Below are 21,901 nucleotides of genomic sequence, written 5' to 3'. Positions count from 1 at the left end.
CGACAAAAAATTTATCCCCGTCTCGCTGTATTTTTTTATATGAACTTAACTATAGTATTGGCAATAAATAAAGGAAAACGAAAACTCATGCCCGACTTCCAACCGTTTACAGTGATTATTCTTGGCTTCGATGGCGTGCTGGGTAGTGTGCTCGCTGGTGCCTTGGACTTGTTTTCGTTCACTGGGGTCAGCTGGCAGCGATTTTTAGGTGAGGACGTAGCGCCTAGATTTAAGGTACAGATAGCGAGTTTGGGCGGCGGCGATATCCGCTGTAGCAATCGCTTAATGATGCGGGCACATTGTGATATCCAAGACGTGATGGAATGCGACTTATTGCTGGTGCCGACCATTGGTGATTCGATCGATAAGGTGTTAACACAAAACCGTGAGTTGTTGCCCCATCTCATCAGACTCGCTGACACCAACGCAGATATCGCCAGTAACTGTAGTGGCGCGTTTTTTTTGGCAAAGGCAGGTTTGCTAGATCATAAGATCGCCACCACGCATTGGGGTTATGCGAGTAAGTTTAAGGCAGACTTCCCGCTCGTGGATTTACAGGAAAATCAGTTCGTGACCCAATCAGACAATATCTTTTGTGCCGCAGGCGGCAGTGCTTTTTATGATTTGGGCTTATTACTCATAGAGCGCTATTGCGGACGTGAGATTTCTACGCAGGTGGCGAGAACTCAGATTATCGATAGTAAGCGCGGCAACCAAAACAGCTATACAAATGTGACGTTGCACAAACCGCATGCCGACCCGCTAGTCAAGCAGGTACAAGAATTTATAGAAGAAAATTTTAATAAACCCATTCAAGTGAGTCAGTTGGCTGGTATGGTCAATATCACCCCACGCACCTTAAATCGACGCTTTCAATCTTGTGTGGCCATGCGCCCCATTGAGTACATTCAAGCGGTTAGAATTGAGCAAGCAAAACGCCTATTAGAATCGGGCGATGTGACGATAAAATCTCTGGCGGATCAAGTGGGTTATGAGGACATCTCGTCATTCACACGCTTGTTCAAACGCACTACCGAGTTGACGCCCAAAGAATACCAAGACAAGTTTTCACGGTTAGCGATTTAACGATTTAGTATAAAAATGAGTTAGCGGGACTGGAATAAATTTTTCTTAACCTCTGTCTGTAAAGGCACAGCAAGCAAGAAACATTTATTTCAGTTCAGCGTTGACATGTAGTGTCTCTGTTTTATTGAGAATCGACTACAGTATTGTTGAGCTCTTAAACATTCTGCCACAGCCCTTCGACATGAATCGCATCGGCTTTAATCGTGGGATACTCGGTGAACGCCAATTGATAGCCGCCGCTGGTATTGGGACTGATTTGACACGTCGCGCCTAGCGGAAAACTGTGTTTTTTTCCAATATGACCGAATCGCATACCGCTATAAACGGGCAGCCCTGTCAACTTGTGCAACTGACGAACCACAGTGGCAACATCGTAACGCTTATCGTAGCTGTCCTCACCCGAACCAGACAATGCGCCAAATACAATCGCTTGCTGACCCTTAAATATGCCCGCTAAGTACAAGTCATATAACATGCGCTCAATGCGATAAGCTTGCTCGCCTACATCTTCCAAAAACACAATCCCACCCTCAATCCGTGGTAAATACTCACTGCCTGCCAGCGCAGAGACCACACTCAGGTTACCGCCCCAAATAGTACCGCGCACCGCTTTTGGCACGCCCGTTGTCAGAATGCTGGGTAACTGCTGGCTGGTTAAAGACGCATCTTCAATACTAATCGTTAAATTAGGATTGCTCAAGGCATTGGCAAACTGTTGGCAAGTCACTTGATCGGGGTTGATTTTGCCAAACTCACTATAAAGCATTGGGGCCGCAAGCGAGCTCATGTCGCCTTTTGCCAGTAGCGCACATTGAATGGCGGTCACATCACTAAATCCTGCGAGTATCGTGCCACACTCTTTCATGATACGACCAAGCATCGACCAGTCAATCATCGGTAATAAGCGCATCGCACCATAGCCACCGCGTACGCCCAGTAGCAATTTAGGGGCCGCTATTGCACCAGTCGCGATATTTTGAAGATCACTGGCACGTTGTGAGTCAGTACCTGCAAAGCGCAAATATTGCCGGCTGGTGATCGTAGGATTGCTTACTTTAAACCCTGCACACGCCACGCGATCCAGCGCCAATTGATTGCGCTCATCACTGCCGCCCACATTAGAGCTGGCAAAAAGCTGCGTTTCGATAGTGGGCGTAATACAGCTTATGGTTAGGGACGTCTGCGACGACGCACCATCTTGCACCAATGGCAGATCATCTTTGGTCAGTGACGTGCTGCTATTTTTATCCATGGTATTGGCAGCCAGTACTTGAGAGATGCTTTGAGCGGCTAACAATCCTGTGCCTGCACTTATCCCTACTTGACGCAAAAACTGCCTGCGATTCAGTCCAGTTTTGGCATTCGTCACTGAAGCGGATTTTTGGCTTTTGGTAGTGGTAGCATCCTGTGTCCACGGTGTCTTTGAGACCATATCTTGCGGCTTCCTTTTTACTTTTGTCTTAGTTGTTATTTTCATCAGCTATAAAAGACAGGATTATAACGTGCCTGCTCGCGAGTATGGTTGCCCAACCCTTGCCCGTATTTACTTTTTCGCTACTGTGACGATAATGTTGCTTGGATTGTAAGATCCAACATAAAAAAGGCTGCCAATAATGCAAATGAATGGTGATATAAAAAGCGTCTTTTTATATAAACTTCATGATGTTTATATAGCAAAAAAGCCAAGATCGATAATTCGGTATCGGTCGTGGCTTTTTATTGGTTATTTACTATATCCAATTGATTGTGCGTTATTAATTGTCTATGAATATTAATCAGGCACATCATAATTGGCTTTTTCGGGATTGAGACCGAATGAGCAGACAAAGGTGGCAACGAGACTATTCACAATAATAAAAGGCAGATCGATGGTGGCATGTCCCAACGCATAACGACCAATAAGCCATGAGACAATCAGCATAGCAATAAAGAATATACCCAAGTACGCCAAAATCGTCGGATGTTTTAGATTGTAAGGCTGCTCGGGTTGGGGTTTTTTGTCCAAAACATACGTTCTTATAACCCAACCTGCTGCATAAGAAAATCCACCCAACACCACATAACTAAAAAAATTCATATTGCCTGACTCTGATGACGGTTTATAACAAACGATGATTAATATTCAATAGCAGTTGAATAGCAGTTAAATACCACTTATTCACACACTTTCATTCACATTATCGACAATAATATCGGCATGAGGATTGGCCAAAATATCAGTATTGACGTCATCACATTCCACACGATAGATCGTATTGGCACCGCGATAGATATAAGACAAGTACTCACTATCTAGCAGTGGGTCGATATTGGCGTACGCAGATTTGACATGAGCCAGTACCAGCACCCTATCAGGACGGCCAATCACGGCATCGACATTATTAGGATCAATAGAAAAGAACTTTGAGACATCACTGTTTTCAATCATCTCTAATGGCTCAGGGTTGTCCCAAACGCGCTTGGCACTGGCAGGCTCTTTCATTTGCATCACCCAAGCACCATCTTGTTGACTTACTTTTATTTGGGCAGGCTCATCATTACTTACCGTATAGCAGCCTTCAAAGATAGACAAATCGACTGCCTCAGCCACCTGTGTCTCGGTTTGTATATTACTATCATTACAAGCCGTCAAAAATAACATGCTGCTCACAGCCAAGCTAACGGTAAGATGCGTCAATCTGTTTGAAACAACGTTTGTGCATAAGGACATAATCGGATTATCCTGCATTTATTCATGCGTTAAGAGCGTGTGTTGAGAGCATTACTATTGAATAGCATGGCTATTAAACAGTACAGTAACTAAAGCGTTGTGGTACAAACATTCTGCCATTTATGGCTACTGTTTGTTGCCCCAAAATCCCTATTTTTATGGGAAGCTTTTGGTAGTTGACGCTATTTTAACAGAAAACCAGCAGGTTACTATTATCCTATAAATTGTCATATAAAAAGGCATCTATGAGTTCGCGATTTTGTACATGACGACTGCCCATATCAGCGATAGATTTGTTATACTCAAACCCAGCATCTAGATAGGTCGTTATCGTAACCCTCACCGTAGCACCGCTTTTCTTTCTCTCCCTTATTTAGCATTTATCAGGTCAATATATTTTTATGTCAGACAATCGCAACATACCCTCATTGAACACAAATAGCACGATGAATCCATTGGCCGCCAAAGCGAATACCACTGTGGCTTATACGGATGGTGCCTGTAAGGGCAATCCTGGTGCTGGTGGCTGGGGCGCGCACCTTATATTCAGCGATGGTAGCACGCAAGATTTATATGGCGGTGATAAAGAGACGACCAATAACCGTATGGAGTTGATGGGTGCCATACAAGCACTGATGCACAGTCCTCTTGAGCAAAAACTTGAGATTTGGACCGACTCAAGTTATGTCCAAAAAGGGATTACAGAATGGATCGAGGGCTGGAAAAAAAGAGGCTGGAAAACAGCGGGCAAAAAACCTGTGGCCAACCAAGATCTTTGGCAACAATTGGATGCGTTGACCCAAAAACGTGATGTTGATTGGCATTGGGTAAAAGGTCATGCTGGACATACCGGCAACGAAAAAGCAGACGAATTGGCAAACCTAGGCGTCACCTCCAGTAGCGATCATTCATCAGCCCTGCACACACAGAATTTATCTAAAAAAAAAGTGTCCATAATGACTGACGATGCATCAGCGGCTTCTGGTCATGACTGGTTAAGTTTTGACCCTCTAGGTCTGGATATGGAAGAGAACGAACTTGATGAAGAGCTTGATAATGAGCCACTAGAAAGTCATAACAATGACAATAATATGATGGCTAAAGACGCTATAATAGACACAAATCGCTATGAAGCACACGCTCATACACCGCCTCATGCGACCAAACCAATGAGTACCATAGATATGCCAGAAGCCCATGTACCAATGAATGTACCAACATCTGTCCCAATGACCGATACAATGAATGAAGGCAAACTGTCAGAGGTAGCGGATGATGGTGTCAAATTCGATGGTGATACCAGTCGTGCCAATCCGCACTTTAAGCCGCTGCTACCTGAACCAAAACATCGTCATGAATCTGACCGTCAACTGATTATGGATACCGAGACCACAGGACTTGATGCGCTAAAAGGCGATCGTGTCATCGAAGTTGGTATCGTCGAGATGGTTGGGCGTAAATTCACTGGCGAAAAACTGCATGTCTATATTAACCCACAGCGCGGTATGGATGAGGAAGTCATTCGCATTCATGGTATCTCTGAGGCATTTTTAGCGGATAAGCCAACCTTCGATCAAGTGGCAAAATCGCTATATGACTTTATGGATGGGGCAGAAATCATCGCCCATAACGCCTCGTTTGATATGAACTTCTTAAACATGGAGTTTGCTAAAGTTGGTCTCAATGACTTTGCCGAGCGGGTACGAGTGACTGACTCTTTGGCCATGGCAAAACAGCAGTATCCGGGGCAAAAAAACACCCTAGATGCCTTAGTAAGACGTTTAGATGTGGGTAAGCAAGATCGTACTTTCCATGGTGCTTTACTTGACTCAGAGATTTTGGCTGAAGTATATTTAGCGATGACAGGTGGGCAGGTCACGCTTGCCATTGAGGAAGATGCACAAACTGAGGGCGGACAAACTGCCCATGCAAATTTTAGCGATCTAGCCGCTTTATTGCTGGCGTCAAGCACAGACGAAGACGCAAACCAACAGTGGTACACCTCGCTTTCAGAGGACTACCCTGAGCTCAAAGCCCATATGTAGTTATCGATCGTGACCGTTTTTGATATTACCAATTCTACAGTACAGCATTCATGATTATAATCAGCGTTAAAACAGCACCCATACCTACTTTTAGCATTATCTAACCCATCGCCATTCTCATCAGTACATTATGGAAAAATAACTATGGACCAGTCTGCGCAAATGAAATTAACCGCTCCCACGCTTAGTATCACTGATTTCAATCTACCCTCACTACATTTGCTGCATGATGAGATTATCGTAACGCTAAAAGATGCCGAGATTCATCTGGGTGAGTTCAATGACGATGACAGTCAGGCACCTTTACTGCTAGATTCTATCGTTGTCCTAAAGCAGTTATCTTATATTTTTAAACTGATCTCTTTGGTCGGTGCTGAAGTCTTAAATACAGCTATTGCCAATGGATTGCAGCGTCTTTATGACAATGGTGATAATAATGATATCGATTTGATTATGGATCTATCAGAAGCCATTATGACACTTGAGCGTTATGTCGAATTTGTACTATTGACGGAGTCGGTAGAGCCCATTTTATTATTGCCAGTGATCAACAAACTGAACGCTCATAGTCACCAAAACCTTATTTCAGCAGATTATTTTTCTGCTTTTGGTAGCAGTAGCGTTATTATTGCCAATCCTGAAAGCAACTTTCAGCCACTCAAAGAGCTCGATATCGATAACGAATTGTTGACCTATGCCTATCGTAGTGGGCTTAGCGTGGTTCTACTCAATCAAGATGGCAACATTAGCCCAGATGAGCAACAAAAAGTCGATGCCATGAGTGCGGCCTGTGCGCTGATTGCCTCAAAGACCGACAGCTTATTTTGGCAAGCAGCCAATACCGCTGTCACTGATATCGCCACCCTGTTGCCGCTGACCTTGAGTCAAAAACACATCTTTATTTATTTGGAGCAACAATTCCAAAGCTATCTACCAGTGATGGATAGACGTTTTGCTGATTTGGTCAGCTTTGCGTGCCAGCGTAACACTATTGAGGCGCAGCAACTGCGTGAACTGTACGCTGACAACCAATTAGAAGGGCCTCAGATTGAACAGATGAAGCGCTTTTTATTTGGGCCTAATCGTACGTTGACTGATACTTTAAACACGATTATTCAAACCCAAATCAACACAATTAAAGAAGATGTAGACAGTTACGCTCGCGGTGACTCCATTAATCCTGCTGACATGCAGACAGCACAGATTACTGACGAACTTACTGCATTGAGCTCAGCACTACGACTGCTTGGTCTAACAAGTGCCGCCAGCAGTCTCAGTACAGCTGCACAAGCGGTCAAGCATTGGCGAGCGCCTGCACCTGAGGATTTTGATCATTTATTATTGGCCTTGATGCATGCCGAAAATGCCACCATCGCGATGGCAGAAACACATACCCCAGGCGCTATTTATTTGCCATTGAACAACCCTCATATCTCATTGCATCAGCTCAATACTGCCAATGATACCTTGATACAAGAGAGTCGTACCGCGATTGCCAGTGCCGAACAAGCCATCACTGACTATTTGGCTGAGCCAGAACGAGATTTACTGAATATTCAAAACGTACCCGAGATGATGCGCCAAGTATCAGGAGCTGTACGCTTTTTGCAACTGCCAACCCCCGCCAGCATGCTCAGTCAATTGGCTAACTATATTGAACAGCGTATCGAAAGTGGACGTCGCATAGAAGATGATACCCTGTCCTATATTGCCGATATTATTATGGCGGTTGATTATCATTTAGAAGGTTTGGAATACAATCGTCCTGTCAGTAAGCAGGCGCTTAATGTCGGTCAACAAAGCTTAAGCGCGTTATTGGCAGCCTAGTGTCGATACAGTTTGATCGTAATGTCATTAACTCTTCATTACGATAGAACTTTCTATATTTTTATTACTTCAAACAAGTTTGTATGTCACGTACTACAAACTTGTTTTTAATGCTTTGGAATGTCGTATATGACCCATGCTTTCGTATTTCGTGATGACACTCTTTTATGTCATCAAACATCTGATGGCTGGTGGCCATTGCAGGTTCAATTACCGCAGTCTGCTCCACATTCAGAAGATAGCGAGCATTCGCCAACCTATCAAATTGGTCGAGTGGCGCTACTTGAGAGCCTGGCACCCAATCATTGGTTGACTGATAGTTCGCCAAAAAATTCCGTTGAATTTGGCCATCAAGCGACTAAGACTGATGGTTTTACTTCTGATCCTTTTCAAGCCCATCCTTTCGATTCCGACACTTTCACAGCTCAAAGCACCAGCGCCATTACTGATGCCTATGCCCTAGCACACAATATTGTCTTGCCAACAATAACTGACCATAGCGGATACGATTTTTTGCCTTATAGACAGCTCATTACCCAGCTGCCTATTGCACTATCTACTCAAATCAGCCAAGCCATACAGCTATTGCGTTGGCAAGAAGATACACAGTTTTGTAGTCGCTGTGCCACGCCTGCCGTTCATACTAAAACGGACGAACGCGCGATGGTCTGTCCCGTATGTCAGTTGCGCCAGTATCCTCGTGTCCAGCCATGTGTCATCACTGCCATCACTCGTCCCAATCCGAAAACGGGAGAAATGCAAATCTTACTGGCACAGCATCGACGCCATGGCGTGCAAAAGCAGCCAGCCATGTATGGTTTGATTGCTGGCTTCGTCGAAGTAGGTGAAAGTTTGGAGCATGCCGTGGTACGCGAAGTCGCAGAAGAGGTAAATATCAGTGTGACCAATATAAGCTACGTAAGCAGTCAGCCTTGGCCGTTTCCTTCTAACTTAATGCTTGGTTTTAAAGCCACTTATGCAGAGGGTGATATCGTTATTCAAGAAGAAGAGCTGACCCACGCAGATTTTTTTGATATTTCAAACCTGCCCCAAATTCCTTTTAAAGGCAGTATTGCTTATGAGTTGATTGCACTGGTCGCTCATGAACAAGGCGTGAGCTTATAAGCGTTTGGTTTATCTATCTCACTTAAACAGTGGCTTTTCGGCTTGCCAAACGCGCCTGTTGCCATTTGAACAGTCTGGGTATTAGTAATCCAGCGATGACAATCATCATACCGACCAACTGTAAAATTGTGACTTGCTGACCGTAAGCGAATGCAGTCAGCGCTGCAAAAACGGGCACAAAATTAAAGAATAAAGACGCATTGGCAGCACCAAGTTGTTTCACGCCAGAAATCCACAACAGGTAACCGCCAACCGTGCCAAAGACCCCAATAAATATCAAATCAACAAGAACGCCACGACTGATCACTAGGCTTTCTTGTATTGGGTGCACCTCTGCACTAAACAGTACCATCAGCGAGATGACGCCCAGACCTGACAGCATACCAACCAAGGTATAAGGAATCATTGGCATCCAGCGGCTAATGCCTTGGGTCAGATAAGTATACAGACTCCAGCACAGCATGCCCAAAAAGATCATTTGATCGCCGTGATTAAACTCAAACCCCAATAGTTTGGCAAATGCGCCATCGGTCAGTACCAGTAGCACTCCAGAGAGACAAACCACCAAACTAAACAGCGCGCCCTTGGTAGGAAACTGACGCTGCGCCACAGAACCAATCAAGGACGTTACTAGTGGGCTGAGGGCCATAATCAACGCACCATTATTAGCATTGGTCTGAGCCAAGCCTGTGAACAGACCCAGATTTAAGCCACCAACACCAATGATGGACACACCAATTGCCCACACCCACTGTTTTGGCGTGAGATTCGGCATTGGCATGTGCTTATATTTTGCATAAAGGTACAGACACACAGCGGCAATGCTAAAGCGCCACATGACTAAGGTTAAGGCATTGACCTCTCCCAAAGCATGTTTGCCAACAGGGAAACTTGCACCCCAAAAAAACGTGCACAGTAACAGACATAGTACGGCATTGGTATTCGCGGAACGGCTCATATTACATCCAAAAACTTGCGAAAAGATAACCACCAGTGTATATATTTTAAATACGGTATAAACAAGCAATAACGAGAGCATAGATTCCGAATATGAAATTTAACTACTCCCTCGATGACATGCGCAGCTTTTGCGCCGTTGTCAGATACGGCAGCTTTCGTCAAGCCTCTGTCACGCTAGATATGCCGCTATCAACATTGAGCCGCCGCGTTGCCAAATTAGAATCCGATCTGGCACTCAGATTACTCAATCGTGATGCGCATCGCGTACAGCTAACCCATGCAGGACAACAGTATTATAAAAGTAGCGCCCATCTGTTTGACGAATTAGAAAACGTCGCGGTTTGCTTATTACAAGATAAAAACCAAGCCAAAGGTACGATTAGAATCAGTGCCCCTGTCAACTTTGGCAGCGATATTTTGGCACCCTATTTCAATGCCTTTTTAAAGCAATATCCAGATATCCATTTGGATTTGCGACTATCCAATCAAACCATTGATATAGAAGCACAGGCCATTGATATCGCTTTTCGCATCGGTGAGCACAGTGCTGATCATTGGATTGGACGACAGCTGACCAATATTCGCTTTATGATTTGTGCCTCAAGTAATACCAATATCTCTGCTATTCACGTACCCAGCGATTTGACAGGCTACCCTACCGTATTGTGTACGCCTATGTCGACTTGGCATCTGCAACATCGCACAACAGGTGAGGTACAAGCACACCAGCCAATGCACAATGTCCGTCTAAAGGTCGATAACATCAGCTTGTTGACAAGGGCTATCGCAGACGGTATTGGTATTGGTCTGGGTTTTATTCCCGATTATGATGCTGAGCCTTTGATAGCGTCAGGACATTTACAACAGGTATTACCCGATTGGCATAACCAACCAAGAGGCTGTCAGATGCTCTATCGCGACCGTGATAACATGCCTTATCGTATGCATTTATTAATCGATTTTATGCTCAAGTGCTTTGATGAGTAGGCGCTTCGACAATGATTGTTTTCTCATGCTGATAATCAGTATCACTTTTGAGCCAAATACCTCATGCTCTCGTCATGATTTTTTAATTTTACCCTCATAATCTTAGTATTTGACTATACTGTGTTAGAGCTTCAAATGTGTTAATCTTTCGCGGCAAAAGAGCAATCGCTATAGCTGGGTTGGTTGCTATTGACCATATAACCTCCGTACACAAACTTGTGATATACCGATAAAGTGCCCAATTAATAGCCTTTTGTAATAGTCACTTGTCTGTCTCTTTATTGACAGATATAGGAGACAACCTTTGATAATGACCGATATTAAGGCCTGCAATACCATGTCCCAAACCGACACCCATTCTCAAGATGCTCAACAAACTCGCTTGGCAGACCTCCCCATCTTGTTTACGTCATTGCACATTGACACCCTGCCTACTGATGTACAAGCAAAAATTTCACGTATTGATGCTTGTTTACCGCAAACTCAATGTGGTCTTTGTGAGCATCCAGATGGCTGTTTGCCCTACGCCGCTGCCATCGTCTTAGATAACGAGCCACACAATAAATGCGTACCTGGTGGGCAACCCGTCACTGACGCCATCGCTCAGATTCTGTATCCTAACACTCATAAGATACCCCTTAAAGCCGTTCCCTCTCAATGGCCAATAGATACTGCCTCTGCCAGACCTACTGAGGTGCGTGCGGTGATTCGTGAGGATGACTGTATTGGCTGTACCAAGTGTATTCCTGCTTGCCCCGTTGATGCTATTGTTGGTACTGGTAAACACATGCATACCATATTTACTGACCTCTGTACTGGCTGCGAGCTATGTATCGCGCCTTGTCCCGTTGATTGTATTGACTTGGTCACGATAGAGCGCGAGGTTTCTGTCTCTGAGCGAGAAGCCGAGCAAGAAGATTTGAGACTGCGCTATCACACGCATTTAAGACGAGTGACCGAACAGCTTGCAGATAGCAGCAATAGCAGACCAGTGGTCAGCATGGTAGAGGCCAAACTGAACAATGCAGCGAGCCAATCTCTCAATATCAGTGAGACTCAAGCAAAAAATACCATTGCCGCGGCCAAATTACGTACTAAGATCAAGAAACTGGAAAAACAACTGAGCGTTCGTGCCAATGAGCAAAAGCAAGCTGAGCTTGAGGCGCTACAGGCCGAGCTTTTACAGTTCTAATCATTTGATACACAATACGCGCTGTTGAATTGCTATAAAATAGCCAAAATAAGAGCTTGACTCATTCATTGCCCAATAACATTCATTAATAAAATATTATGAGTAAAACTGTCAAACATAAAACAGCCGATACACCGCCATCGAGAAGAATGCCCAATCGTGATGTACGTCCATTTTTTGAAAAACTGGCGGCGACAATTGATGAACCAGTTACTGAACTCAATTATGCCAGCAATTTTGAGTTATTGATTGCCGTCATATTGTCTGCACAGGCAACGGATGTGAGTGTCAACATTGCTACCCAGCAATTGTATCCAGTAGCGAATACACCTGAAGCGATATTGGCATTGGGTGAAGACGGTTTAAAGGCGTACATTAAAAACATTGGCTTATACAACGCCAAAGCCAAAAACGTCATCAAAACCTGCCGCGATTTGATTGAGAAATTTGATAGCACTGTCCCTGATAATCGCAAAGATTTAGAGTCACTAGCGGGCGTTGGGCGTAAAACAGCCAATGTGGTTTTAAACACAGCGTTTGGACAACCAACGATGGCGGTCGATACGCACATCTTTCGCGTCGGCAATCGCACGGGGCTTGCCACTGGTAAAAACGTCTTGATTGTAGAAGAAAAACTGGTTGAACGTATTCCAGACGACTTCATCGTTGATGCGCATCATTACCTTATTTTGCACGGTCGCTATACCTGTCAAGCTCGCACACCGAAATGCGGCGCCTGCCCTGTCTATGGCGAGTGTATGTTTAAAGACAAAGCCACGTTTTTAGAACTATAACTTTTTGACCTATAGCGTTTCAACCCGTAACGATGGATTATACGTCAGGCTATCATTACCACTTCGATAAATTACCCTATCGTTTATATCAATAGGTAAAGCAAAAATTTTGAACTCTAGTTGCCATGGATGGTTACTTATCGTTATAAAAATCATTGTCATATTAAGGAGAATCAAATGAATACGATCACCGCATTGCTGTTTGACGACTTTGAAACTTTGGATTTGTTTGGGCCTATCGAGATGTTTGGAAGTATGCCTGAGTATTATCGCATTCAATTTGCCTCGATGACTGGTGGTATTATTCGCAGCAAGCATGGTGTTGCTATGCAAACGACTGCCGTCACAAAATTAGACGATCAGACTGATATTTTATTGGTGCCAGGCGGGATGGGTACTAGGCAATTGGTGCAAAACCAGTCTTTTTTGCAGATCATCACAGCGCTTGTCGAACAAGCGAATTGGGTGCTTAGCGTCTGCACTGGTAGCGCCTTGTTGGCTAAGGCAGGAGTTTTGAATGGCAAGCGCGCCACCTCTAACAAGCTGTCGTGGCAATGGGTAATATTGCAATCTGATAACGTCCATTGGATAAAGCAAGCACGCTGGGTAGTCGATGATAAGTTTTATACGTCATCAGGTGTGAGTGCTGGCATGGACATGGCACTCGGTTTTATTGCTGACAGACATGATGTAGAGACCGCACGTCACATTGCCACCTATACCGAATATCGTTGGCAAGAAAATAGTGATATCGATGACTTTTATCGCCCTTGATCAAGGCTTGGTTACCTCATAATGCTATCCATCGCTAGAGTTTTGCCTCGATACACGTTAAAATACGCTAATTTTTTGATTCTTTTTCATCTTTTATTTTTCTATACATTTAATAATGACTGAGTGCGTAAACTACAGTCCCTGCAATTAAGCGATCCCATTATGCGTGAATACAACTTATTTACCTCAGAATCTGTGAGTGAAGGCCATCCTGATAAAATGGCTGACCAAATATCAGACGCTATCCTTGATGCTATCTTGAGTGAAGACCTGCATGCACGTGTGGCCTGCGAGACTTTGGTCAAAACAGGTGCGGTGATATTAGCAGGTGAAATTACTACAACTGCCAATATCGATTTGGAGCGTCTGGTTCGTGATACTGTGAATGGCATTGGTTATCATCATTCAGATTTGGGCTTTGATGGCGAAACTTGTGCTGTCATCAATATGCTTGGTAAGCAATCTCCTGAAATTGCTCAAGGGGTTGATCGCAGTGATCCTGAAGAGCAAGGCGCAGGTGACCAAGGTCTAATGTTTGGTTATGCCAGTAACGAAACTGACGTCTTAATGCCCGCTCCTATCGAATTCGCTCATCGCTTAATGGAACGTCAGTCTGAGCTACGCCGTGCAGGAGAGCTACCGTGGTTACGTCCAGATGCCAAAGCGCAAGTTACCCTAAAATATGATGGCAATAAGCCCATCGCAGTTGATGCCGTTGTTTTATCGACCCAGCATGATCCAAGCATATCGCAAAAGGATCTGCAAGAAGCAGTGATGGAATCTATCATCAAACACGTATTACCAGCTGAGCTACTACATGCAGGTACACGCTATCACATCAATCCAACTGGCAAATTCGTCATCGGTGGCCCTGTTGGTGATGCAGGACTGACAGGTCGTAAAATCATTGTTGATACTTACGGCGGTATGGCGCGTCATGGCGGCGGTGCATTTAGTGGTAAAGACCCTTCAAAAGTGGATCGTAGCGCAGCGTATGCGGTGCGTTATGTTGCAAAAAACATCGTAGCAGCAGGACTGGCTGAGCGCTGTGAAATACAAGTCAGCTATGCGATTGGTGTCGCTGAACCGACTTCTATTTCTGTCAATACTTTTGGCACCAATAAAATCAGCAATGATGAGATCATTCGTCTGATTCGTACGCATTTTGACTTGCGTCCTTATGGCATTACTCGCATGCTCAATTTATTGCAGCCAATGTATCAGCAAACCGCTACTTTTGGTCATTTCGGTCGTTTGGGCTCAGAAACCGCCTTTACGTGGGAAAAAACAGACAAAGCTGAGATCTTAAAAGCAGACGCTGGTTTATAGAAATTTTACTTTATATCGTTTATAAACCATTTTTATAAACTTAAAATTCCGACACTTATTAGGAGTCGCTTATGTCTCAAGACAATATTCAAGACAACAACACTCAAGACAACAATGTGGATGCAAACATTGAGATCACCCCTGAAATGCAGGCATTTTACCAGCGCGCTGATGCCATTATCGGTGTTGCAAATAGCCAATTGGGGCCAGAAGCACATTCTGGACAAGTAGGTGCTTCTTTATTGTATGCAGCCGCACGCTATAGTGCGTCAGTCGCCTCTATCGGTTTTATTAAAGGTGACGACTTTGCCAAAGAAAAAGACGATATCGTTGAATTCTATGTCAAACAGTATCGTCAGATGTTAAGCGATAACTTAACAGATTATGCGCAAAACTTTGATAAATATGTTCAAATCAACAAAGATGATAAACCAGCTGAATAAAGTCAGCTTGCTTATTTGATATTTTGATAGCAGTAATACTTATATTAAAGCCCAAGCTGTCTGACAAGCTTGGGCTTTTTTGTTGATACTTTTAACCTCATTAGCCTCATTATATTTTAAAAACGATACCCTATAGATGGTCGCTTATAAATGCGCTACTATCAATAAGACAGCAGCATGTCGGTAACAAAAATCACCATCTTCATCTCATAAGGACATACCATGATGATCAATTTGCTTAAATCTTCTTTACTTGGTTTAACCCTAACAATGGCACTGACAAGTTGTAGTTATTTATCGAGTCCAGACACAAATACCGCACCTACTCAGCCAACTAAGACCAGCAATACACTACCTCAAGGCAGCTTTACTCAATGCCCGCCTTCTAACGCGAATGCTGGAGATACCATGTGTACCATGCAGTATGATCCAGTCTGTGTAAAAACCAAGGTCGGTTCCGTAATTGGTTACCGTACAGCAGGCAATGCTTGCTCTGCTTGCAATATGCCCGAAGCAGTAGGCTATGTGAAAGGTGAATGTAAATAATACCGCACCCAAAGATTTAAAATCATGCTCAGACAACTGAGCGCTTTAAACAAAATTATTTGCCATACAGACATAAAAAATCCTAAAACACTCATGTGTCTTAGGATTTTTTGTTTTAGATAACCATCATATGATAGCTATTTTATTAGCGAACTATTCGTCTTTTGTAATCTTGGGTGGCCCTTTTAATAAGTGCTCATCAGCAAATTCATTGGCTGAGTTATGATCGGCAGACTCTTCAGTAATAAAGTGCTGCTGAGCCCGATAAAGTATCAGTCGGTCTCGACCCAAACCACGATGCAACGCATACATCATCAAAAATATGACCAAAGCAAAGGGCAGTCCCGCGACAATAGCTGCCGCCTGTAAAGCACCCAAGCCACCAGCAGCCAACAGAATAGCAGCAATCAAACCTTCCGTAACTGCCCAAAACAAGCGCTGAATTTTAGGTGGATTGGTATCACCACCAGCAGTCAACATATCAATCACAAAGCTCGCCGAATCTGATGACGTGACAAACCATAGGATGATCATAACAACGATAAGTAACGTAATCGGTTTTGTAAATGGATAATACTCAACCAGTCTAAAAATGGCGCTGCCCATGTCTTGCTGTACGGCTTCTACCAAGCCTGGATTGGCAAGGGTTGGATCAAGCCCTGCGAGCAGCTCCATATGGATAGCCACACCGCCAAAAGTTGTGAACCAGAAAAATAAAAGCACCATTGGAATTAAAAGCACACCCAATACAAACTCGCGAATCGTACGACCACGGCTGATACGAGCAATAAACACCCCTACAAATGGTGCCCAACTTACCCACCATGCCCAGTAGAACATGGTCCAACTGCTTTGCCAGTCTGTATTACTATAAGACTCACCCCACGTTGATAAAGGTATTAAATTAACTACGTAATTCCCGATATTTTCAAGAAAGCTATCAAGAATAAATAAGGTTGGTCCCAAAATAACCATAAAGGCCAAAAGTATACCTGTAAAGCCCATATTGATATCGCTTAAGCGCTTGATACCTTTATCAAGACCAAGCATCAACGAACCACATGCAAGTGCGGTCACAAAAGCAATAGTAATAAACTGTACTGTCAAATTGTTGGGAATACCAAATAAGTTCTCTAGACCTGAATTGATCTGCATAACACCCAGACCCAAAGAAGTTACTACCCCAAACATCGTACCGAACACGGCCAAGATATCAACCGTATGACCCCAGCGACCGTAAATTTTTTCGCCTAATATAGGATACAGGGTTGAGCGAATAGAGAGCGGTAAACCACGACGAAAATGGAAGTAAGCCAACGACAACGCTACAATGGTATAAATGGCCCAAGCATGTAAACCCCAATGCAAAAATGAGATGCTCATTGCTTGCTTGGCAGCCTCTATCGTCTCCGGCTCGCCAAGTGGCGGTGCCATATAGTGATACAACGGCTCAGCTGTGCCCCAATATACCAATCCGATACCAATACCGGCTGAGAACAACATGCCAATCCATGAGAACAGACTGTACTCTGGTTTCTCTGTCTGTTGGCCTAAACGTATATCACCATACCGACTCGCTGCAAGGTAAATACAAAAGATCAGCGCCAAGTTCATCAAAATGGTGAACATCCAGCCGAACTTATCAGTAATAAAATTTTGTAAGAAAGTAAATAGTGTTCCTGCTGTTTCGGTGAAAAAAGCACCAAAAATAATAAACCCTACGATAAGTAATGCCGAAGTAATAAACACAGGTTTACTAACTCGGGGGAATGGGCCTAATCTGCCAACCTTTACATGATCCATTATTTATTAGCCTCGATTTTTTAGAAGGGTCACCTTAACAAGGTCGCTCATAATTATCAAATCTAATTCAAATACTTACAATTTCGTTACTAATAGACATACTATAAAATTATGTAGCATATCCATATGCAGTTTTACAAAAAATAGACAAACTAGGTAGCGCTACCTACCTCAGTTTGCCTACTAATTTTTGTATTCACAGATAATTTTTAAAACAATAAAACAGAAATATAGGGGGGGGGGAATATCTTATTTCGGTATTAGTTGCAGCAACTTGCTGTCATTCTCATCTTCCAATACCCATACTTTACCATCCACTGTCAACACACTACGAATACGTTCACCCATATCATACCGATAACGCTCGGAAGCAGTATTATTATTAACATCCACTACTACTAAAGCCTTTGAGGATAATCCACCAGCTAGAAAATCTCCTTGCCATGCTGGGAAATCGTTATGTGTACCAGCAGTATAGAGACTCATTGATGAGGGTGAGATGACAGGCGTCCATGTGACTTTAGGTGCTGCAAACTCAGGACGAGTATCATGATCGGGAATAGGCGTACCAGAATAGTTGCGTCCGTTAGACACAATCGGCCAACCATAGTTCTTGCCTTTTTCAATTAAGTTAAATTCATCACCATCCTTTGGCCCCATCTCACTTATCCATAACTTACCATTTTCATCGAATCTCATCCCCAGTACATTACGATTGCCTACTGTCCAAAACTGAGAAGCAATTTTGTTGCTATCACTGACAAATGGATTGTCTTTTGGCACCGAGCCATCAGGATGTAACCTAATGATTTTGCCCAAGTTCATACTCATGTCTTGCGCTGGGTCTTTTTTCTGACGCTCCCCTGAGCTGATATACAAATACTGTCCGTCAGGTGAAAATAGCAAGCGATGACTATAATGACCTTGCCCAGTTACTTTCGGTGTTTGTTGCCAAATTGGGGTGATATTTTGCAGACTTGGCGTCGCACTATTCAATCCTGACAGTTTGGCCTTTATCACCTTAGCCCCAAATTTATTGCTATCAGTGCCCTTACCTGCTTCTGCATAGCTGATATAGACGTTGTTGGAGGTCGCAAAATCTGGCGCAACCGTAATATCTCCCAATCCACCTTGTCCGCCGTAAGCAACGCTAGGTATACCCGTAACTTCTGTCTTAGCCCCTGTAGCAGTATCTACAATAAACAACTCACCTGTCTTTTGCGTGACCAAAAACTTGAGGGACGCATTATTCGATTTGGGCAGCGCTACCATTGCCCAAGGCTCATCAAAAGTTGCAACAGTCTTGGTAGTGAATTCAGGTTTTTCATTGCTGACGGCTGATTTTTTAGGTGAGGTTTTTGCGTCTTTGGAATCTGTACTGGTAGTTAGGCCTGATTGATTGGAGCAAGCTGCCGTACTAAACAGAAGTGCTGATACAATGATTGGTAGGGTTAATGGTGTGCTGATATGCCTTTTGTTGATTGTCGTCATCTTTTACTCTCCATCCGTGTTAAGTTCGTGTCATTAGAGCTTAAATTATTTATAACACAGTCATCGTGTTAAAAAAGTAAAATAATACCAATACACAACGTAAAAACCCCTCACTTGCCATCGCAAGTAAGGGGTTGGTTTATATTTACAAAAAACATTGTTTGGCGTTTGCTATTAACTCATTCTCAGTTTATCAAAAACCAGTTTGTCATCAGCGCCGACATCGACTTTAATGATGTCACCAGCAACAAAATCACCTGCCAGCAGTTTGAGTGACAATGGGTTTTCGATCTCTTGCTGAATCGCACGTTTTAGTGGACGCGCGCCGTAGACAGGATCGTAACCCACAGCAACCAGCTTATTCATTGCATCTGCTGATAGTTCAATATCCATTTCACGCTCATACAAACGCTTGCGCAATCGATCTAGCTGGATATCAGCGATACCTGCCATTTGTGACATACCGAGTGGATGAAAGACAACAATTTCATCAATACGGTTGACAAATTCAGGACGGAAATGTTGTCCAACAGACTCCATCACTTCAGCTTTGATATCCTCATAGCTTTCACCAACCATTTCCTGAATCTTATGCGACCCCAAATTACTGGTCATGATGATAACCGTATTTTTAAAATCCACCACTCGGCCTTGAGAGTCCGTCAAACGCCCATCATCCAATACTTGTAGCAAGATATTAAACACATCAGGATGCGCTTTTTCAACTTCATCAAACAAGATAACACTATAAGGCTTGCGACGTACCGCTTCCGTCAATGCACCGCCCTCTTCGTAACCGACGTACCCTGGAGGCGCACCCACCAGACGACTGACGCTATGCTTCTCCATATATTCGCTCATGTCGATACGGACAATGGCGTCTTCACTATCGAACAAGAAGTTCGCAAGCGATTTGGTCAGCTCTGTCTTACCAACACCCGTTGGCCCTAAGAATAGAAAGGAACCTGATGGGCGATTCGGATCGGACAATCCTGCTCGACTACGACGTACGGCATTGGCGACCGCTTCGACCGCTTCATCTTGACCAATTACACGCTCATGGAGTTTTTGTTCCATGGCGAGCATTTTGTCACGCTCACCCTGCATCATTTTACTGACTGGGATACCGGTCGCTGCTGCAACCACTTCTGCAATCTCATTGTCTGTGACTTTATTACGTAGCAATTTGACACCATTGCCTTCACCGGTCTGCTCTTTTTGCTCTGCCAAGTCAGACTCAGTGATACGGCGCTCTAACTGCGGAATGGTCTCATATTGCAGTTTGCTCATGGTTTCATAGTCACTTTCGCGACTGGCTTTGTCATAAGCAATACGCGCTTTGTCTAGCTCGTCTTTTAACTGCTGGCTGCCTTTGACCAAAGCTTTTTCGGCTTGCCAAATCTCATTAAGGTCAGCGTATTCTTTTTCAAGCTCTTCGATTTGCGCATCCAATACTTTACGCTCTGCTTGCGCCCCTGCGTCTTCTTCATTTTTTAGGACTTCGCGCTGCATTTTTAACTGAATCAAGCGACTATCAAGCTTGCCCAAAGCTTCAGGCTTACTGTCCATCTCCATACGTAAGCGACTGGCTGCTTCGTCAATCAAATCAATCGCTTTATCCGGTAGCTTGCGATCGGTGATATAACGATGACTCATACGAGCGGCAGCAATGATTGCGCTGTCTTGAATATCGACGCCGTGATGTAACTCATAACGCTCTTTGAGGCCACGCAATATCGCAATGGTATCCTCAACCGTTGGCTCATCGACAAGTACTTTTTGGAAACGACGTTCAAGCGCGGCATCTTTTTCAATAAATTGGCGATACTCATCAAGCGTTGTCGCGCCAACACAATGTAGCTCACCACGAGCTAATGCTGGTTTGAGCATGTTACCTGCATCCATCGCGCCTTCTGATTTGCCTGCACCGACCATGGTATGTAGCTCATCGATAAACAAGATAACGTTGCCTTCTTGCTTGGCCAAATCACTCAACACGCTTTTGAGACGCTCTTCGAACTCACCGCGGAATTTAGCACCCGCAATAAGCGCACCTAAGTCTAATGATAGCACTTCTTTACGACGTAGGCCTTCTGGCACATCGCCATTGATAATTTTTTGTGCTAAGCCTTCGACGATTGCCGTTTTACCCACACCCGGCTCACCGATTAACACTGGGTTATTTTTAGTACGGCGCGAGAGCACTTGAATGGTACGGCGAATCTCTTCATCACGGCCAATCACTGGATCAAGCTTACCAAGCTCCGCCTGTTCAGTTAGGTTGATCGTATATTTATTGAGTGCATCACGCTGATCTTCGGCATTTTGATTGTTTACCGTGTCATCACCGCGCAATTGTTCAATGACTACCTTTAACTTGCTTGCCGTCACGCCAGCACTTTCAAATATTTTCTTAGTTTCGCCTTGTTCGGCAAGTGCCAACATGACCCATTCTGTCGCAATAAAATCATCGCCTTCTTTTTGTGCTTGGCGATCTGCTAAATTTAGAATTTTGACTGAATTTGGGTTTAAATTGACATCGCCTGTCGGCTCTGAAATCGTTGCTTGCTTATCTAACGCCTTTGCCACGCCATTTTTTAACGCAGGAATAGAAGCGCCTGCTTGTTGGCAAATCGACAGATTGGATTCATCTTGCAGCAACACCGCCAGCAAATGGACAGGATCAATGCCTGTATGATCGCGTCCTAACGCTAGACTTTGGGCTTCTTGAATCGCCGATTGCAGTTTTTGGGTAAATTTTTCGAACCTCATATTTGTGTCCTTTTATA

The 21,901-nt window shown here is 43.9% G+C and carries 18 protein-coding genes; 11 read left to right on the top strand and 7 right to left on the bottom strand.

What is annotated here, in order from left to right; translation table 11 throughout:
* The first annotated feature begins 87 nt into the window (after nucleotides 1-87).
* Entirely contained in the window at nucleotides 88-1,086 is a 999-nt protein-coding gene (locus tag FW759_RS05740; RefSeq protein WP_095570307.1) for a GlxA family transcriptional regulator, read from the top strand.
* A 154-nt stretch (nucleotides 1,087-1,240) separates the two neighbouring features.
* Here FW759_RS05740 and FW759_RS05735 read toward each other — a convergent pair whose 3' ends face one another.
* From FW759_RS05735 to FW759_RS05725, 3 genes are all read right to left on the bottom strand, one after another.
* Complete coding sequence (locus FW759_RS05735) at nucleotides 1,241-2,518, bottom strand: LD-carboxypeptidase (protein ID WP_446442403.1); 1,278 nt, start codon at nucleotides 2,516-2,518, stop codon at nucleotides 1,241-1,243.
* Nucleotides 2,519-2,857: 339 nt separating this feature from the next.
* Nucleotides 2,858-3,163 carry a hypothetical protein gene (locus FW759_RS05730; RefSeq protein WP_062844889.1) on the bottom strand — a complete coding sequence of 102 codons (306 nt, stop codon included), beginning with the start codon at nucleotides 3,161-3,163 and terminating at the stop codon, nucleotides 2,858-2,860.
* An 81-nt stretch (nucleotides 3,164-3,244) separates the two neighbouring features.
* Entirely contained in the window at nucleotides 3,245-3,796 is a 552-nt protein-coding gene (locus FW759_RS05725) for a hypothetical protein (protein ID WP_228139846.1), read from the bottom strand.
* 401 nt (nucleotides 3,797-4,197) lie between these two features.
* Between FW759_RS05725 and dnaQ the strand changes: the two genes are divergently transcribed.
* From dnaQ to nudC, 3 genes are all read left to right on the top strand, one after another.
* Nucleotides 4,198-5,841, top strand: a complete 1,644-nt coding sequence (gene dnaQ, locus FW759_RS05720; RefSeq protein ID WP_062844890.1) for a DNA polymerase III subunit epsilon — start codon at nucleotides 4,198-4,200, stop codon at nucleotides 5,839-5,841.
* A 144-nt stretch (nucleotides 5,842-5,985) separates the two neighbouring features.
* Complete coding sequence (locus FW759_RS05715) at nucleotides 5,986-7,668, top strand: hypothetical protein (RefSeq protein ID WP_062844891.1); 1,683 nt, start codon at nucleotides 5,986-5,988, stop codon at nucleotides 7,666-7,668.
* Between the two features lie 129 nt (nucleotides 7,669-7,797).
* Nucleotides 7,798-8,793 (top strand): NAD(+) diphosphatase, encoded by a 996-nt coding sequence (nudC, locus tag FW759_RS05710; RefSeq protein ID WP_062844892.1) that lies wholly within the window; start codon nucleotides 7,798-7,800, stop codon nucleotides 8,791-8,793.
* 22 nt (nucleotides 8,794-8,815) lie between these two features.
* On the opposite strand, the gene FW759_RS05705 is transcribed toward nudC, so the two are convergent.
* A complete protein-coding gene (locus FW759_RS05705) occupies nucleotides 8,816-9,751 on the bottom strand; it encodes a DMT family transporter (protein ID WP_062844893.1) in 936 nt (311 codons plus the stop codon).
* 92 nt (nucleotides 9,752-9,843) lie between these two features.
* Here FW759_RS05705 and FW759_RS05700 point away from each other — a divergent pair, with 92 nt between their 5' ends.
* The 7 genes from FW759_RS05700 (at nucleotide 9,844) to FW759_RS05670 (ending at nucleotide 15,818) form a co-directional block, all read left to right on the top strand.
* Complete coding sequence (locus FW759_RS05700; RefSeq protein ID WP_446442402.1) at nucleotides 9,844-10,740, top strand: LysR family transcriptional regulator; 897 nt, start codon at nucleotides 9,844-9,846, stop codon at nucleotides 10,738-10,740.
* A gap of 337 nt (nucleotides 10,741-11,077) precedes the next feature.
* Nucleotides 11,078-11,932 (top strand): RnfABCDGE type electron transport complex subunit B, encoded by an 855-nt coding sequence (locus FW759_RS05695; RefSeq protein ID WP_062845957.1) that lies wholly within the window; start codon nucleotides 11,078-11,080, stop codon nucleotides 11,930-11,932.
* A gap of 98 nt (nucleotides 11,933-12,030) precedes the next feature.
* Nucleotides 12,031-12,726: an endonuclease III gene (nth, locus tag FW759_RS05690; protein ID WP_062844895.1), complete on the top strand. Its 696-nt coding sequence runs from the start codon at nucleotides 12,031-12,033 to the stop codon at nucleotides 12,724-12,726.
* Between the two features lie 177 nt (nucleotides 12,727-12,903).
* Nucleotides 12,904-13,500, top strand: coding sequence for a DJ-1/PfpI family protein (locus FW759_RS05685; protein ID WP_062844896.1), 597 nt, complete (start codon nucleotides 12,904-12,906; stop codon nucleotides 13,498-13,500).
* A gap of 162 nt (nucleotides 13,501-13,662) precedes the next feature.
* Nucleotides 13,663-14,829, top strand: a complete 1,167-nt coding sequence (gene metK / locus FW759_RS05680; protein WP_062844897.1) for a methionine adenosyltransferase — start codon at nucleotides 13,663-13,665, stop codon at nucleotides 14,827-14,829.
* Nucleotides 14,830-14,975: 146 nt separating this feature from the next.
* Nucleotides 14,976-15,272 (top strand): DUF3144 domain-containing protein, encoded by a 297-nt coding sequence (locus FW759_RS05675; protein WP_062845958.1) that lies wholly within the window; start codon nucleotides 14,976-14,978, stop codon nucleotides 15,270-15,272.
* A gap of 222 nt (nucleotides 15,273-15,494) precedes the next feature.
* A complete protein-coding gene (locus tag FW759_RS05670; RefSeq protein ID WP_062844898.1) occupies nucleotides 15,495-15,818 on the top strand; it encodes a hypothetical protein in 324 nt (107 codons plus the stop codon).
* 153 nt (nucleotides 15,819-15,971) lie between these two features.
* Here the strand turns inward: FW759_RS05670 and FW759_RS05665 are convergent, their stop codons facing one another.
* The 3 genes from FW759_RS05665 to clpB form a co-directional block, all read right to left on the bottom strand.
* A complete protein-coding gene (locus FW759_RS05665; protein ID WP_062844899.1) occupies nucleotides 15,972-17,621 on the bottom strand; it encodes a BCCT family transporter in 1,650 nt (549 codons plus the stop codon).
* Nucleotides 17,622-17,870: 249 nt separating this feature from the next.
* Nucleotides 17,871-19,112, bottom strand: coding sequence for a PQQ-dependent sugar dehydrogenase (locus FW759_RS05660; protein ID WP_446442401.1), 1,242 nt, complete (start codon nucleotides 19,110-19,112; stop codon nucleotides 17,871-17,873).
* Nucleotides 19,113-19,286: 174 nt separating this feature from the next.
* On the bottom strand, nucleotides 19,287-21,884 hold the full coding sequence (clpB, locus tag FW759_RS05655; protein WP_062844901.1) for an ATP-dependent chaperone ClpB: 2,598 nt from the start codon (nucleotides 21,882-21,884) through the stop codon (nucleotides 19,287-19,289).
* Nucleotides 21,885-21,901: the final 17 nt, after the last annotated feature.

It is taken from the genome of Psychrobacter sp. 1176_08 (assembly GCF_052850615.1).
This window is presented reverse-complemented; position numbering and strand designations above follow the sequence as displayed.

Bases quoted from the DNA above. Each gene is read 5' to 3' on its own strand.
- dnaQ (WP_062844890.1), top strand. From the start codon at position 4,198: ATGTCAGACAATCGCAACATACCCTCATTGAACACAAATAGCACGATG.
- metK (WP_062844897.1), top strand. From the start codon at position 13,663: ATGCGTGAATACAACTTATTTACCTCAGAATCTGTGAGTGAAGGCCAT.
- FW759_RS05715 (WP_062844891.1), top strand. From the start codon at position 5,986: ATGGACCAGTCTGCGCAAATGAAATTAACCGCTCCCACGCTTAGTATC.
- FW759_RS05660 (WP_446442401.1), bottom strand. From the start codon at position 19,112: ATGACGACAATCAACAAAAGGCATATCAGCACACCATTAACCCTACCA.
- FW759_RS05670 (WP_062844898.1), top strand. From the start codon at position 15,495: ATGATGATCAATTTGCTTAAATCTTCTTTACTTGGTTTAACCCTAACA.
- FW759_RS05685 (WP_062844896.1), top strand. From the start codon at position 12,904: ATGAATACGATCACCGCATTGCTGTTTGACGACTTTGAAACTTTGGAT.
- FW759_RS05705 (WP_062844893.1), bottom strand. From the start codon at position 9,751: ATGAGCCGTTCCGCGAATACCAATGCCGTACTATGTCTGTTACTGTGC.
- clpB (WP_062844901.1), bottom strand. From the start codon at position 21,884: ATGAGGTTCGAAAAATTTACCCAAAAACTGCAATCGGCGATTCAAGAA.
- FW759_RS05725 (WP_228139846.1), bottom strand. From the start codon at position 3,796: ATGTCCTTATGCACAAACGTTGTTTCAAACAGATTGACGCATCTTACC.
- FW759_RS05730 (WP_062844889.1), bottom strand. From the start codon at position 3,163: ATGAATTTTTTTAGTTATGTGGTGTTGGGTGGATTTTCTTATGCAGCA.
- nth (WP_062844895.1), top strand. From the start codon at position 12,031: ATGAGTAAAACTGTCAAACATAAAACAGCCGATACACCGCCATCGAGA.
- FW759_RS05700 (WP_446442402.1), top strand. From the start codon at position 9,844: ATGAAATTTAACTACTCCCTCGATGACATGCGCAGCTTTTGCGCCGTT.
- FW759_RS05695 (WP_062845957.1), top strand. From the start codon at position 11,078: ATGTCCCAAACCGACACCCATTCTCAAGATGCTCAACAAACTCGCTTG.
- FW759_RS05735 (WP_446442403.1), bottom strand. From the start codon at position 2,518: ATGGTCTCAAAGACACCGTGGACACAGGATGCTACCACTACCAAAAGC.
- nudC (WP_062844892.1), top strand. From the start codon at position 7,798: ATGACCCATGCTTTCGTATTTCGTGATGACACTCTTTTATGTCATCAA.
- FW759_RS05740 (WP_095570307.1), top strand. From the start codon at position 88: ATGCCCGACTTCCAACCGTTTACAGTGATTATTCTTGGCTTCGATGGC.
- FW759_RS05665 (WP_062844899.1), bottom strand. From the start codon at position 17,621: ATGGATCATGTAAAGGTTGGCAGATTAGGCCCATTCCCCCGAGTTAGT.
- FW759_RS05675 (WP_062845958.1), top strand. From the start codon at position 14,976: ATGCAGGCATTTTACCAGCGCGCTGATGCCATTATCGGTGTTGCAAAT.